The sequence below is a fragment of the Acinetobacter sp. BZX-2 genome, assembly GCF_055179795.1.
This window is the reverse complement of the sequence record NZ_CM143686.1, coordinates 2,422,561-2,438,522: the sequence shown is the minus strand read 5'-3', so window position 1 is coordinate 2,438,522 and position 15,962 is coordinate 2,422,561. Positions and strand designations below refer to the sequence as shown.

At 38.5% G+C, this 15,962-nt stretch carries 11 protein-coding genes; 9 read left to right on the top strand and 2 right to left on the bottom strand.

The features are described from left to right. Positions 1-98 precede the first annotated feature (98 nt). Together ACY45D_RS11475 and ACY45D_RS11470 are read right to left on the bottom strand one after the other, a co-directional pair. Positions 99-2,294: a TonB-dependent receptor family protein gene (locus ACY45D_RS11475; RefSeq protein WP_463106865.1), complete on the bottom strand. Its 2,196-nt coding sequence runs from the start codon at positions 2,292-2,294 to the stop codon at positions 99-101. Between the two features lie 282 nt (positions 2,295-2,576). Beyond that, positions 2,577-3,281 carry an SIMPL domain-containing protein gene (locus ACY45D_RS11470; protein WP_089604826.1) on the bottom strand — a complete coding sequence of 235 codons (705 nt, stop codon included), beginning with the start codon at positions 3,279-3,281 and terminating at the stop codon, positions 2,577-2,579. Between the two features lie 501 nt (positions 3,282-3,782). On the opposite strand from ACY45D_RS11470, the gene ACY45D_RS11465 reads away from it, so the two are divergent. From ACY45D_RS11465 to ACY45D_RS11425, 9 genes are all read left to right on the top strand, one after another. After that, the gene (locus ACY45D_RS11465; protein WP_463106864.1) at positions 3,783-5,156 is read left to right on the top strand and encodes a diaminobutyrate--2-oxoglutarate transaminase; all 1,374 of its coding nucleotides are present in this window, start codon (positions 3,783-3,785) and stop codon (positions 5,154-5,156) included. 3 nt (positions 5,157-5,159) lie between these two features. Then, positions 5,160-6,692: a pyridoxal phosphate-dependent decarboxylase family protein gene (locus ACY45D_RS11460; protein ID WP_463106863.1), complete on the top strand. Its 1,533-nt coding sequence runs from the start codon at positions 5,160-5,162 to the stop codon at positions 6,690-6,692. An 871-nt stretch (positions 6,693-7,563) separates the two neighbouring features. Beyond that, entirely contained in the window at positions 7,564-8,580 is a 1,017-nt protein-coding gene (locus ACY45D_RS11455; RefSeq protein WP_463106862.1) for a substrate-binding domain-containing protein, read from the top strand. A gap of 104 nt (positions 8,581-8,684) precedes the next feature. Continuing rightward, positions 8,685-10,064 (top strand): phosphate ABC transporter permease subunit PstC, encoded by a 1,380-nt coding sequence (pstC, locus tag ACY45D_RS11450; RefSeq protein ID WP_463106861.1) that lies wholly within the window; start codon positions 8,685-8,687, stop codon positions 10,062-10,064. Beyond that, a complete protein-coding gene (pstA, locus tag ACY45D_RS11445) occupies positions 10,061-11,455 on the top strand; it encodes a phosphate ABC transporter permease PstA (RefSeq protein WP_463106860.1) in 1,395 nt (464 codons plus the stop codon). Before pstC ends, pstA begins: the two co-directional genes overlap by 4 nt. Before the next feature lie 15 nt (positions 11,456-11,470). After that, on the top strand, positions 11,471-12,385 hold the full coding sequence (pstB, locus tag ACY45D_RS11440; protein ID WP_463106859.1) for a phosphate ABC transporter ATP-binding protein PstB: 915 nt from the start codon (positions 11,471-11,473) through the stop codon (positions 12,383-12,385). A 140-nt stretch (positions 12,386-12,525) separates the two neighbouring features. Next, complete coding sequence (locus ACY45D_RS11435; RefSeq protein ID WP_463106858.1) at positions 12,526-13,230, top strand: Type 1 glutamine amidotransferase-like domain-containing protein; 705 nt, start codon at positions 12,526-12,528, stop codon at positions 13,228-13,230. 121 nt (positions 13,231-13,351) lie between these two features. Further along, a complete protein-coding gene (gene sohB / locus ACY45D_RS11430) occupies positions 13,352-14,314 on the top strand; it encodes a protease SohB (protein WP_463106857.1) in 963 nt (320 codons plus the stop codon). A 195-nt stretch (positions 14,315-14,509) separates the two neighbouring features. Continuing rightward, positions 14,510-15,652, top strand: coding sequence for an acyl-CoA dehydrogenase family protein (locus ACY45D_RS11425; RefSeq protein WP_463109480.1), 1,143 nt, complete (start codon positions 14,510-14,512; stop codon positions 15,650-15,652). Positions 15,653-15,962: the final 310 nt, after the last annotated feature.

Sequence of the window (15,962 nt, the reverse complement as noted above, 5' to 3'; positions counted from 1 at the left end):
ATTCAAATAAAAGTAATTAAAAAAGCCCTAATCTCAAGTTGTGAGATTAGGGCTTTGGTTATTTAAAAGGCGATGAGTAAGTATTTTAAATAACGGGCTTAAAAATCAACAGAAGTTTGTAGATAGAAGGTACGTGGTTGACCTACATACTTACCACCTGTTGAGTCCGAAGAGCGGGTAAAGTATTGAGTATCAAATAGGTTTTTAATTCCACCCGCAACTTTTAAACCATAAAAATCTTTACCAAAATTATAGCCAGTACGAACAGCAAAAGTTGAATAACCCGGAATATCGCCGATACGACCATCTGCGGTTTCTTCAGTTTGGTAAACATCGCCAGAACCTGGTGCATGTTGTTTAGATTGCGCAAACATGTCAGCATTGACTGACCATTTATTTACCGTATAACCCATGCCTAAATTTGCAACATGACGTGAGTAATAAGGTAGATCTTTACCATCAAATTTACCTGCTTCAGAGACTGCTTTGGTAAAGGTGTAATTGCTATAAGCTTTTAGACCTTTTAACGAATCTGACAATGAACCAAAGTCATAGCTCAAACCTGCTTCAACACCTTTATGACTGGTTGCACCTAGATTGGTCCAGATGCCTGTACCAATATTGTCAGGACGTTCTAGTAAAAGTTCTTTGTCAAAATCTAGGTAAAATACAGTCAATTCAGCATTTAGACCATTACCTAAGTATTTGGTTCCAATTTCGTAGTTATTTGATTTTTCAGGGTGTAAACCATCTAGTGTAGTCACCGCAGTATTTTTACTGTTTATAGTTCTTGTCGTCACAAGCTGGTTATACTGCTGCGGACCGAATGATACACCTGCGTTGGCAAATACATTCCATTGGTCGTTGAAAGCATATTGTATTGCGATATTCGGTAAAAATTCGTCAGATTTAATCTTTGGATGCACAGTGTTATTGGCAATACCACCTTGATATGCAGTGAAATCATTATGTGTTTCAATCGATTCAAAACGCACACCTGGTGTAATGGTCCATGCACCTATACCAAAACGGTTATCTATATAGACTGCATGGGCTTTTGTTCCACCATCACTGGTGGTATTCGGTACACGAGTTCCGGGTGTGCCTGTCAGCGTATTATAAGGTGCTGTACGACCAGAAAACTCAGAACTGTCTTCTTCCAAATAACGGTAGCCCACGGTTACTTCATTATTCATTTTACCCCATGTATAAGCTCTTGAATAACGAGGTTCGATACCAAAGTATTTATAGTCACGTGGTGAGTTACTGATACGGCTATTAGGCGTATTTTCAATTGCAGACTCAAGGTCACTGGTACGGAAAGAATCTACATAATAGCCTAAGACTTCAAAATTATTGACGTCATCTTTATGGCTATATTTCACTGAAATGTCAGAACGGCGACCTGCAAAATAGTTACGTGTTTGGTTCGATTGATAAGGATTTTCAGCATATTGCGCGGCTGTTAAACCTTCAGGCATTTCACCACGACCTTCATAATGATGCAGATTCACTGCAACTTGATCATGGTCAGTAAATTGATACGATGTTTTTAACATCACATCATCAATATCAATTTTATTATTGGCTTCTCGGTAACCGTCACCTTTGGTGCCTGAGTAAAGCAGGGCAAGACCCAAACCATTCTCCATTGTTCCACCAATGAATAGATTTGGACTGTATTTGATTTGATCTGTGCCAGTTGCAAATTCAGTCGTTAAACCAACAGAACCCGAAAAATATTCAGGAATAGCACGGGTTGTAAAGTTGATAATGCCACCAACGTTTTGTGGCCCAAAGCGGACAGAACCTGCACCACGAACGACATCAACAGATTCAATATTTCCCATAGAAAGGGGAGCCATAGACAGCTGTGGCTGACCATATGGAGCAAAGGATAAAGGAACACCATCCATCAACACAGTTGAACGCGGGGATAAGCGTGAAGTTAAACCACGAACCCCTAAGTTTAAGGATACATCACTACCACCAGTCCCGTTGCTGTCTTGGACTTGGACACCGGGAACTTGTTTTAAAGCATCACGAATTGAAGTAACTGCAGAGGCATCCATTTTTTTACGATCGATAATGGTTCGTGCACCTGCATGGTTATGAACTTTTTCTGCATTGGCATTTTCTAACCAGTTACCTTTGGCTTGAACAACAATCGGGGCAAGTGTCTGCGTTTGATTATTGTCTTCATTTTCCGCATAGCTTATAGACGTAACGGAGAGGAAAGATAATCCAATCGCATAACTAAGCGTAGATGGCTTGAACTTTAAGCTTTGTAACATGAGCATCCTTGAAAATTCTATAAGAATATGTGCAATAAAAATTTAGTCCATCTTAATCTTTTGTAATCTAAATTTAAATAAACATGATTATCATTTATAACTATTGCTTAGTTAAAATTAATTGAATTTTTAATAAAAAATGATCTTTTTAGATATCGCAATTAGTTATGTATTTTAATGTGCTATTGGCTTATTGATAATAGAGTACGCTGTTGTTGCAGCGAATAAATATAGCTATAAAAAAACCGTGCATAAGCACAGTTTTTATTGATTAAATGAAACTTATTTCAGTTGGATTGAACCATTGGCATTCACTGTTACTTTAGATTCACCCGCTGAAACATCTTGAGGTGGAGCTGCTTCAGCATCAGAAAATTTTGCCATACTTGCACGCATCATCACAGGCTGTGGGTAATAGTTACTGGTATTCAAATTTAAGTTAACCAAATTGTAGCTCGATTTATTCCAAGCCTGTGTAATGATTTGAGCACGTTGTTGAAAGCTTTTCGAAGCTTCGACCATTAGCTCATTTTCAACCTTCTTACGTTGTTCATCTGAAACAGAGAAGTTGATCGATTGAGTTTGGAAGTTTTGTTGCAATTCACTAATTAACTGACTTGCTGCTTTAAAGTCCTTACTTTCGATTTGGACTTCTGCACGCCCACGCCATTCTTTCAATTTTTGATTGTCGTTGTCATATACAGGGTAAGTGGTTTGCGAACCTGTTTCGACTTTGACTTGCGGGTATTTTTTAGCAATCGCCATTGCTTGATTCATCAATTGAGCAATTTGTGATGAAAGTTCAGCAGGTTGTTTGTTGGTTTTTTCAATGAAGAGTACAGCATGCATTTCGTCATTAGACACCTGACGAGTCGCTTCAGCTTGTACATTGACAATATTGTAATTTAAAGGCTCTTTTTCAGCTGCAATAGTCATAGTGCTTAAAGTCGTTCCTAAAAGAAGGGTGGTTAAAGCTAAATAACGCATGGCGAATCCTTAATAAAGTATGAGTCAATTTTTTTTGACTGAAAGTTATATTAAATTACTTTGAATGTATTTTTGATATTAAGCACAACTTGCGGATTACTTTGGCAGAATTTGTGGTGTAATTGTAATAATTTACGTATGATTTGAAACTCTGAATAAATTTAAATGATATAAAAATTAAATGCTTATATGAGAATTTAAACGAACAGCCTATATATCATGTCCAGATTTTAGTGAGCAGTGATAATTATCGGCTTTTCTTTGCTTTGTCACATAGTATGATGATAATAACTATTTAGAGTTTTCTAAATGTTTTTTTCGATAAATGGAATATGGATAAGTGCATAAAAGATATTTATTTTGTCGTAAAAAACTGTATCATTCCGCTCCTAGTTATGAATACATAAAGCACTCTAACTAGATTCTATAAAGCACCGAGTCAAAAGACCGCAAGTCACCCGACTTATTTCTTTCAACCCATATCAGAGATGGTAATTCGATATGAGCGTTACTTCTGTAAATCCTGCTGCCACTTCCACAAACGAATACTACTTGACTCGCCAAAGTCAGATGGAATCGAATGTTCGTAGTTATCCACGTAAATTACCGTTAGCGATAGCGGAAGCACATGGTTGTTGGGTTACCGATGTTGAAGGTACAAAATACCTCGATTGTTTAGCTGGGGCAGGAACATTGGCTTTGGGCCATAATCATCCTGCGGTAATTCAAAGTATTCAAGACACTTTAGCGAGTGGTCTACCTTTACATACTTTAGATTTAACAACGCCTTTAAAAGATGCTTTTACTGAAGCACTTCTTGAACAACTTCCGGGTGGTCAAGAAGAGTATTGCTTACAGTTCTGTGGCCCATCTGGTGCAGATGGTACAGAAGCAGCAATTAAATTGGCAAAGACCTACACAGGTCGTAGCACAGTAATCAGTTTTTCTGGTGGCTATCATGGGATGACTCATGGTGCACTGGCAATGACAGGTAACTTATCTGCTAAAAATGCGGTAAATGGCTTAATGCCAGGCGTACAATTTATGCCATACCCGCATGAATATCGTTGCCCACTTGGGCTGGGCGGTGAAGCCGGTGTAGATGCTTTAACGTATTTCTTCGAAAACTTTATTGAAGATGTTGAAAGCGGTGTAACTAAGCCAGCAGCTGTGATTCTTGAAGCAATTCAAGGTGAAGGCGGTGTGGTTACTGCGCCAATCAAATGGTTGCAAAAAATCCGTGAAGTGACAGAGCGTCATAACATCGTTTTGATTCTTGACGAAGTTCAAGCTGGTTTTGCACGTTCAGGCAAAATGTTTGCTTTCGAACATGCAGGTATTGAACCTGATGTTGTAGTCATGTCAAAAGCAGTAGGTGGTAGTTTACCATTGGCTGTTTTAGCCATTAAACGTAAGTTTGATGCATGGCAACCAGCAGGTCATACGGGTACTTTCCGTGGTAACCAATTGGCTATGGGTACTGGTCTTGCGACAATCAAAACCATTAAAGAACAAGATCTTGCAAAAAATGCGCAAGAACGTGGTGATTTCTTACAAGCTGAATTGAAAAAAATGGCTGCTGAATTCCCATGTATTGGCAATGTTCGTGGTCGTGGTTTGATGATTGGTGTTGAAATTGTCGATGAGCGTAAACCAGCAGATCATATGGGTTCACTTCCAGCCGATTCACAGTTAGCTGCTGCAATTCAAACGGCTTGTTTCAACAATAAATTATTGCTTGAAAAAGGTGGTCGTAGCGGTACAGTGATTCGTTTACTTTGCCCATTGATCATCACTCAAGAAGAATGTGTTGAAGCACTTGCTCGCTTTAAGAAAGCAGTTGCTGAAGCGCTTGTTGCAGTTCGAGGCGCATAAGTTATGGTAGATTTTGCAGAACACCGTAAAGCGTTACTCTGCAATGATGCTCAATCTATTGCTGACTATGAGTCAGCAATGGGTGAGGCGACCAAAGCGGTCGCAGCATGGTTGCAAAACGATAAAATGTACACTGGCGGAAGTATCAAAGATCTTCGCAGTGCAATTGCATTTAATCCTTCAAAAGAAGGTTTAGGTGTACATAAAGCTTTGGAACGTATGGTTGAGCTTTTCTTAAATAAAAGCTTAAAAGTACATCATCCACACTCTTTAGCACATTTACATTGTCCTACGATGGTGACAAGTCAAATTGCTGAAGTACTGATTAATGCGACCAACCAGTCCATGGATTCATGGGATCAAAGCCCTGCGGGTTCTTTGATGGAAGTGCAATTAATCGATTGGTTACGTCAAAAAGTAGGTTATGGCGCAGGTCAAGCTGGTGTGTTCACTTCAGGTGGAACACAATCAAACTTGATGGGTGTTTTACTGGCGCGTGATGCATGTATTTCTAAAAATTGGAAAGACGAAAACGGTAATCCGTGGTCTGTACAGCGTGATGGTATCCCTGCGGATGCAATGCGTAATGTCAAAGTGATTTGTTCTGAAAATGCACATTTCTCTGTGCAAAAGAACATGGCAATGATGGGTATGGGCTTCCAATCTGTTGTGACTGTTCCTGTGAATGGTAACGCACAGATGGATGCTGATGCATTAGAAAAAACCATGGCTCATCTTCAAGCAGAAGGTAAGATCGTGGCGTGTGTTGTTGCAACAGCGGGAACAACCGATGCAGGCGCAATTGACCCACTGAAAAAAATCCGTGAAATCACCAATAAATATGGCGCGTGGATGCATATCGATGCGGCATGGGGTGGTGCACTGATTCTTTCTAATGATTATCGTTCTATGCTCGATGGGATCGAATTGTCAGATTCTGTGACATTAGACTTCCATAAGCATTATTTCCAAACAATTTCTTGTGGTGCGTTCTTGTTGAAAGATGAAGCGAATTATCGTTTCATGCATTATGAAGCTGAGTACTTAAACTCTGCTTATGATGAAGAACATGGTGTACCGAACCTCGTTTCTAAGTCATTACAAACAACGCGTCGTTTTGATGCATTGAAATTGTGGATGACGGTTGAATCACTTGGTGAAGAATTGTATGGTTCAATGATCGATCATGGTGTTGATTTAACACGTGATGTTGCGGCATATATCAATGCAACAGAAGGTTTGGAAATGTTGGTTGATCCACAATTCGCTTCTGTATTGTTCCGTGTCGTTCCGGCAGGCTATCCCGTTGAGTTACTCGATACCTTAAACCAAAACGTTGCAGATGAACTATTTGCACGTGGTGAAGCGAATATTGGTGTAACCAAAGTGGGTAATGTTCAATCATTGAAAATGACCACTTTAAGCCCTGTTGCAACTTTAGAGAACGTTCAAAATCTGTTAAATCTTGTATTAACAGAAGCTGAACGTATTAAAGACGCCATTGCTGATGGTACATATACACCTGCGATTGATTAATTCATCTCAGTGATATGCAAGAAGGAGATCATATGATCTCCTTTTTTGTATTTTAGAGCGAGACAAGTCAGTTGGTGTTTTAAGGAGTATGCCTTAATTCACAAATAACAACTGTATATTCAAGTGTCTACAAGCATTAAATAACGATTTGCTTATTTAGCCATAATAATCTTTAACCATTTTGCTAAAACTCAATAGGAATGAGCTGAGTATGATTAGCGCCATAGAGAAGCTACTGCAAAAGAAAATAATCTTTTGGTAGTTCTGCCTACAGCTGCCCATCAATGGCAAATGATAGACATGATACATTGAACGTAGTGTTTGCATGGTGAGAATGAACAGTGAAATAAAACTGAAGCTAATCAATAGATTTTGCATCAGAAAAGAGGGGCTGATTTGTGATAATAAAATGTAAATAATAAGGCAGCTCATTGTAATGATTAAGGTGATCATACTGGATGAACCCACCATTTTCAGAAATGTTTCATGCCATTCTTGACGATTTAATACTTTCATTAGTCATTATCCTTTTTTTCTATTTTAAGTGATTTTTGCACATAAAATAATGTAGGAACGACTTAAGTTGTCGCTTGGCATAGTAAAATAAAGACGGATCATTGTGACAGATAAATGAATGATTACATTTGTATTCACAGAATCAGGAAAAAATATAAATAAATCACAGTTTGTTACATATTGAATTTTAAAGATTTTTAATCAAATCAAATCTGAAATATTAATTATCATAAAAGCGTCATAAAGCTGTAACTTCTTTGTCATATTTTAAAATCAAAATGCAGTTATCCGAAAAGTACAACATGGCTAACAAATGGCGTACTTCAAAATTGCAAGCTTATTAAGAGAGAAAAGAATGCGCTTAAATCACATTGCACTTGTTTTAGTTGTTTCAGGGGCGGCGGTTGCAACCACAGCTAATGCAGCTCGTGACACGATTCAAATTGCTGGTTCTTCAACTGTACTTCCATACGCAAGTATTGTTGCAGAAGAGTTTGGTCATACTTTCCCACAGTACAAAGCACCTGTTGTCGGTTCTGGTGGTAGTTCTGCTGGTCTAAAACAATTCTGTTCTGGTGTTGGCGACAACACTATCGACATCGCAAACGCTTCTCGTAAAATTAAAGATACTGAAATCGCTGCATGTAAAAAAGCAGGCGTAAATAAAATCCAAGAAATCAAAATTGGTTATGACGGTATCGTATTTGCTTCAAACTCAAGCAAAGCGGCTTATAAATTACGTCCTCAACACGTTTTTGCAGCGTTATCGGCAGAATTGCCATCAAATGGTAAATTGGTTCCAAACCCTTATACACGTTGGAACCAAATTGACAAATCACTTCCAAATGAAGCGATTACTCTAGTGATTCCTGCATCTAACCACGGTACACGTGAAGTGTTCCAAGAGAAAATGGTTGAAGCTGGATGTGAAGCTTATGAATACTATAAGAAATTAGATAAAGATGCACAGAAAAAAGCATGTTCATCTTTCCGTAAAGACGGACGAGTGATTGAAATTGCAGGTGATTATACTGAAACACTTGCACGTTTAAAATCTTCTCCAAATGCAGTTGGTGTTTTCGGTCTAGGTTTCTATGATCAAAACCGTGACAAATTACGTGTTGCGACTGTAAACAACGTAACACCTTCTGAGCAAACCATTCTAAATGGTACTTACCCAGTATCTCGTCCTTTATACTTCTATGTGAAAGGTGAGCATTTACAATCGATTAAAGGCTTAAAAGAATATACTGAATACTTCTTGAACAAGAAAGTATCTGGTAAAGGTTCTAAGTTAGACAAAGCGGGTTTAATTTCAATGTCTGATTCTGAGCGTGCAAAAATTCTTGCAACTTTTAAAGCTGGTAAATAATCAATCAGTCATAATCGAAGCTGATGGTGGGTGACTACCATCGGCTTTCATTGCTAAGCAGAGTTTTTTCAAATCATGCAAATTGAAAAAACGGTGGAGAATACATGAATCTGCTACTTATTGGCGTGTTATTAGCTTTAATTGCTATCGCATATCAAATCGGGCTACGAAAAAGCCGAAGCCTAGCAGGTAAGGGAAATAACACTGCAATCTTACATTCGCGTCCAGGCTATTATGGTTCATTGGTTGCGCTATGGTGTGGCATTCCTGCTTTTTTAATTTTGATCATTTGGAATTTGGTTGAACCAAGTATTTTACAACATTTAATTTTACAGAATGTTCCTGTAAATATTGCTTCTACACTTGATGAAGCTGGGGTAGATGTACTGGTTGACCGTATTCAAGCGATTGCTTCTGGCTTTGGGGTAACAGATACACCAGCGGCGTATGAAGTTGCAGCAGCAGAACAACTTGCTAAATTTGAAAGAATTGGTTCTTTTGCAAAATTCGCAGTGGTGACTTGTGCGGCAATGCTAGGACTTGTTTGGGCAAAGAAAAGAATTAGCCAACAATTCCGTGCACGTAATGAAGTAGAAAAAACCATTAATGTTGTTTTGATTCTTTGTTCTGGTGTAGCGATTCTGACCACTGTTGGCATTGTCATGTCAATGTTTAGTGAAGCAATGCACTTCTTCAAATTTGTAAGTCCAATGGAATTCTTCTTTGGCACAGAGTGGAATCCAGGTTTTAGTACTTCTGGAAATGCAGAGGGTAGCTACGGATTATTACCATTGCTATGGGGTACGCTCATGGTGAGTGGTATCGCATTATTGGTTGCCGTACCGTTGGGTTTAATGATTGCAATTTATCTTGCTGAATATGCGTCTCCACGCTTTCGTTCTTGGGCAAAACCAACCATTGAAGTTTTAGCGGGTATTCCAACGATTGTGTATGGTGTTTTTGCCATCATGGTAATTGGCCCAGTCTTTAAAATGTTGGGGAATGCTGTTGGTATCGATGTCAATGCAACCAGTGCTTTAACCGCAGGTTTTGCAATGGGAATTATGATTATTCCATTCGTATCTTCATTATCTGACGACATTATCACCCAAGTACCTCGTGCATTACGTGATGGTTCATTGGGCTTAGGGGCAACCAAGTCTGAGACCATTCGCCAAGTTGTTTTACCCGCTGCTTTACCGGGGATTACAGGGGCATTCTTGCTTGCTGTTTCTCGTGCTGTAGGAGAAACCATGATTGTGGTACTCGCAGCTGGGAACAGTCCTTTATTGCATATCAATCCACTTGAAGCTGTTTCAACTGTGACAGTAACCATTGTGAAACAGTTAACAGGTGATACAGATTTTGCCAGCCCACAAGCATTGGTGGCATTTGCATTGGGTCTAACCTTATTTGTCATTACATTGTGTTTAAACATTGTTGCACTTTACATCGTGCGTAAATATCGTGAGCAATACGAATGAGTACATCAAATACATCTCCTGTGGATCAAAATGTATTTGATCCTCAAGTTGCGGCTGAGCTTCGTGAAAAACGCAAAGCTAAAATTGCAAGTTCATTGTCAAAGCGTCATCGTAAAGAAAAAACTTTTCGTATCGTTGGTTTTACTTCGGTGGTGATTGGTTTAGCCTTCGTTGCAATCTTGTTCGGTAGTATTTTATACAAAGGACTTCCAGCATTTTGGCAAGCCAGTATGACTGTTCCTGTTTATTTTGATCCAACGGTGATTGATGCAGGACCGAAACCAACACAGAAAGTGGGTGAGTCACCAGCGCATTATGAAGAGCGCTATGTAGACTGGCAAACCAAGATGGGTATGGTGGATTGGGATGCGTTAATTGTGAATGGTTTAGTTGCAAAAGATCCTTCACTTGAAAGCCAACGTGATGAACTAAGTAATTTGTACACCAGTTCAGAAGCCTATCGTATTCGAGATATGGTGTTTAAAGATCCGTCTTTAATCGGTAAAAAAATAGAATTGAATTTCCTTGCAGATGCCAATATTGATGTGTGGTTAGCAGGTAATATTGATCGTTCTTTGCCTGATGATCAGCAGCAGTTAAGTCCAGAAATACGTAAACTTTCTGATGATTTAGCGGCAAAGGGTGTAATTGAACGTACTTTCAATACTCAATTGTTCAGCAATCCAGATTCACGTAGTTCGCCAGCAACAGCAGGTTTGGCAGGTGCATTTATGGGCTCATTGTTTATGATGCTCATCGTGATTGTGATTTCTATTCCGTTAGGTGTTGCAAGTGCAATTTATCTAGAAGAATTTGCGCCAAAAAACTTCATCACTGACATTATTGAAGTGAATATTAACAACCTTGCAGCTGTTCCATCGATCGTATTTGGTTTGCTTGGTGCGGCAATCTTTATCGGTTGGATGCATTTACCGATTTCAGCACCTTTGGTCGGTGGTTTAGTCCTTAGCTTAATGACTCTTCCAACGGTGATCATTACCACACGTGCTTCACTTAAAGCTGTGCCACCTTCTATTCGCCAAGCTGCGTTAGGTATCGGGGCATCACGTTTACAAACTGTTTTCCATCATGTATTGCCATTGGCATTACCGGGGATTATGACAGGGGCAATCATTGGTGTTGCACATGCTTTAGGTGAAACTGCGCCATTGTTATTGATCGGGATGAGCGCATTCGTTGCAAATATTCCAGCGACACCACTAGATCAATCTACAGCATTACCTGTTCAAGTTTACTTATGGCAAGGCAATGAGTTACGTAACTTCTTTGAAGGACGTACAGCGGCTGCGATTATCGTACTATTAGCATTGATGGTGGGTCTCAACAGCTTTGCGATTTGGTTACGTAAGAAATTTGAAGTTCGCTGGTAATAAAGGGCACAATATATGAATACTGTAGACATTAAAAATTCCTTAGAACAGGATAGAACCGTGAATTCAGAACAATCTCAATCAGCGTTAAATGAAACAGAACAAAAGCGTCAAGCGACGTCATTTGTTTCGCAATTTGAATCGAGTAGTACACCAAAAAAAGAAAAAAACACGACAGTTAAAATCAGTGCTGAAGATGTACATGTTTATTATGGTGAATCTGAAGCCATTAAAGGTATCGATCTTCAAGTGTTTGAGAATGAAGTGATTGCATTTATTGGGCCTTCAGGCTGTGGCAAATCAACATTCTTACGTACTTTAAACCGTATGAATGACACCATTGATACTTGTCGTGTAACAGGTAAGGTTCGTTTAGATAATCAAGATATTTATGATCCAAATCTTGATGTGGTTTTACTTCGTGCTCAAGTCGGTATGGTTTTCCAAAAACCAAACCCATTTCCAAAGTCAATTTTTGATAATGTGGCTTATGGCCCTAAACTTCATGGTTTAGCACGTGATAAGTACGATTTAGAAGAAATTGTAGAAAATAGTTTGCGTAAAGCTGGGTTGTGGGACGAAGTCAAAGATCGTTTAAATCAGCCGGGTACAGGTCTTTCAGGTGGTCAGCAACAGCGTCTTTGTATTGCACGTACAATTGCCGTGAGTCCAGATGTGATCTTGATGGATGAACCGTGTTCTGCACTTGACCCGATTGCAACTGCAAAAATTGAAGAATTAATTTCTGAACTTTCTGCACAATATACGATTGCGATTGTAACGCATTCTATGCAACAGGCTGCTCGTGTATCTGACCGTACCGCATACTTCCATTTGGGTGATTTGATTGAAGTCAATGCGACTGAGAAGGTATTCACGCAACCTGATCATCAATTAACGGAAGCGTATATCACAGGGCGTTTTGGTTGATCTAAAATACGTTGTGAGATTGAAAGAGCTGAAAGGCTCTTTTTTTACAGGCTGTTTGTAGAAAGAAAATCCAAGTATTTTTGTTCTGAGTCATGCGATTTAATATATGATTTTGCAATATTTATAAAAAGAGTAAAGCTGTGATCAAACAAAAAATAATTGCAATGGGTGGTGGTGGATTTTCCACAGAATTGGACAATTCATTGCTTGATCAGTATATATTGAATGCATCAGACGCTACAAAACCACGGATCTGTTTACTTCCAACGGCAGGTGGTGATAGCGAATTTTATATCAAAAAATTTATTGCTCAGTTTTCTTTATATGATTGCGAGCCATTTTATTTATCGCTTTTTAAACCGCATGTTGAAGATATTGAATCTTTTCTATTGAGTATGGATATTATCTATGTCGGTGGAGGGAATACTAAGAACTTACTGGCACTTTGGAAAGATTGGGAAATCCCGCAGATTTTAAAAAAGGCTTTAGAAAAGGGGGTAATTCTGTCTGGTGTCAGTGCAGGGATTCTATGTTGGTTTGAAGCTGGACTGACAGATTCATTCTATGGAAAATTCGTTCCTTTAAATAGTTTAGGTTTTTTGTCTGGGAGTGTTTGTCCACATTGTGATTCTGAAGATAGTCGCCTTGAGACCTATATTGAATGCATTCAACAGGAACAAATAGTTGCAGGTTATGCATTAGATGATGGTGTGATTCTTCATTTTGAAAATGGTCAGTTGGTCAAGGCTATAAAATCTAAACCGAATGCTAAGGCGCTTTTTATTTCCAAACAATCAGGTGTAATACACCAACAGCAGCTTGAAATTCAAACTTTGATGAAGTGAGTTGAAAATATGAAGTGTTTGATTTGCGTTGTTTATAACATTTAATTTAAACAGCGCTATTGAATTTTTACTTAATAGACCGCATGTTTATTGAAAAGCACTCTTTGAGAATATAAATTCTATGTTATTTCATTTACCTAAAGTACCTGCAGAGATCCACATTGGTCATTTAAATGCACGTATTAACGAACAAAGAAAAAGAATTGCGCAAACAACGTCTTCTAAACTAGAGCTTTTACAACTGACGCAACAGTTCTCTAAAGAAGCGCGTGCGAGAAAAAAGAACAATCAAAAGATCTATGTTTTAGATTTTAAAGGAGATGTTCAAGCTTCTGCCGTTGAAAATTTACGTGAAGAAATTACCCTGGTTTTAGCAACTGCAAAAGCAGGGCGTGATCGTGTCGTGGTTCGCCTAGAAAGCCCAGGTGGTATGGTACATGGTTATGGTCTAGCTGCTGCACAATTGGTTCGTTTACGTGATGCGGGCTTTAACTTGACCATCTGTGTTGATAAAGTTGCGGCAAGCGGTGGTTATATGATGGCTTGTATTGCAAGTGAAATTATTTCGGCTCCCTTTGCAGTGGTGGGTTCGATTGGTGTGGTTGCTCAAATACCAAATTTCAATCGTTTATTGAAAGAGCACCATGTAGATTTTGAACTGTATACAGCAGGTCAATTCAAACGTACCGTGACCATGTTTGGTGAAAATACGCCAGAAGGTAAAGCTAAGTTTGAAGAAGAATTGCAACAAACGCATCAATTATTCAAACACTTTGTCGAAAAGTATCGCCCGCAACTCAATGTTGAACATGTTGCTACGGGTGAGCACTGGTATGGTGAAGATGCACGTAATTTAAATCTAGTAGATAAATTACAAACTTCTGATGAATATTTGCTCGGTCTATTGCCAAATCATGATGTTTATGTAATTCAAACACGCCGTAAACCAACGTTAGGCGAAAAATTAGGATTACAGGCTGCACAGATGGCAGATGCTTTAATTCCTTCACTGATGAATAAGTTGGTGAATGAAGTCACTCAATTAAACTCATCATTACCGATGTTTAGAGACAATAAATTCTAAGTCTAATATCAAGAGATGATGTATTTGAAGAGTAATCAATCAACATTGGTTACTCTTTTTTTATCTGTGAAGTGCCGTTTATTGGCTAAATAAACATAAAAAAATGACCTCATGTGATCATGAAAGTTTTTTCAAAATTGATTAGCATGAGCTCAATAGGAATTTAAACAAACAAACTCAATAAGGAACAGCATGATGTTAGCTTATGATGCAGATTTAGAACTTTTTCGTGATAATTTTAAACGTTTTATGAATGAACACATTGCGCCTTTTTATGAGCAATGGGAAAAAGAAGGCTTAATGCCTCGTTCGGTATGGACCCTTTTGGGTGAAAATGGTTATTTATGTGTTGATATTCCTGAAGAATACGGTGGTTATGGTGTACCCACTGAATATTCTTTGATGTTGGTTGAAGAGTCTTCACGTGCAGGCTATGGCGCATTATCTACTGCTATTTCGTGCCATTCAGAAATTGCAGCGCCATATATTTTAAATATTGCCAATGAAGAGCAGAAACAATATTGGCTGCCTAAAATGGTTGCAGGTGAAGTGGTTGGTGCAATTGGTATGACTGAGCCAGGAGCAGGTTCTGATCTACAGGCGATGCGTACTTCAGCAATTTTGAATGGCGATCACTATGTTTTAAATGGTTCAAAAACCTTTATTTCAAATGGTCAACATGCGGATTTAGTGGTTCTCGCGTGTAAAACAGATCCGCAAGCGCGTGCAAAAGGTGTGTCATTGCTTTTGGTTGATACGCATTTGGAAGGGTTTAAGAAGGGTACGAATTTAGACAAGATCGGTCTACATTCTCAAGATACTTCTGAATTGTTCTTTGATAATGTCAAAGTTCCTGCAAATCAACTTTTAGGCAATGCTGGAAATGGTTTTGCTTATTTGATGCAAGAATTACCACGTGAGCGTACTGCAATTGCAGCAACGGCTTTGGGTGCAATTCGTGGTGCGATTGATATTGCTACAGTTTATGTCAAAGAACGTCAGGCTTTTGGTCAAGCAATTGGTAATTTCCAAAATACACGTTTTGTTTTAGCGCAAGCAAAAATTGATGAGTTAGCAACAGCAGCTTTCTATAATCAAAATTTGGCGTTATATAAAGAACATAAATTGGATGTTGAAACGGCTGCGGCTTTGAAAAGCTTTAGTACAGACATGCAAATGAAAGTTGCAGATAACTTACTTCAGTTGTTTGGTGGCTATGGTTATATGACTGAATATCCAATTTCACGTTTCTTCGTCGATGCACGTATCCAGCGCATCTATGGTGGAACCAATGAAATTATGAAAGAAATCGTGGCGCGTGGCATGATTGGGCGTTAATCTGTATTTCTTTGAATATATGGAAGCTATTAGTAAATAGCTTCCATTGAGGAATAAAAATAAATTGGACCAAGAGATAGAAAAGCACCAACAATATCAAAAGCTGATTCAAGCAAGAAATCGGTTCGTAATCAGTTTTTTCTCTTTACCATTCTTAATATATTTCTGTTATTACATCTTAAAAATATTTATTGCAACGCAAGGCTTGGTTTTTGTTTTGACCATGATTTTTGGAATTTTTGCTTACCTCTTTGTCATGTTTGGTTTTTTAATGAAAGATATTTGCCCTTGGTGTAAACAACATTTCTTC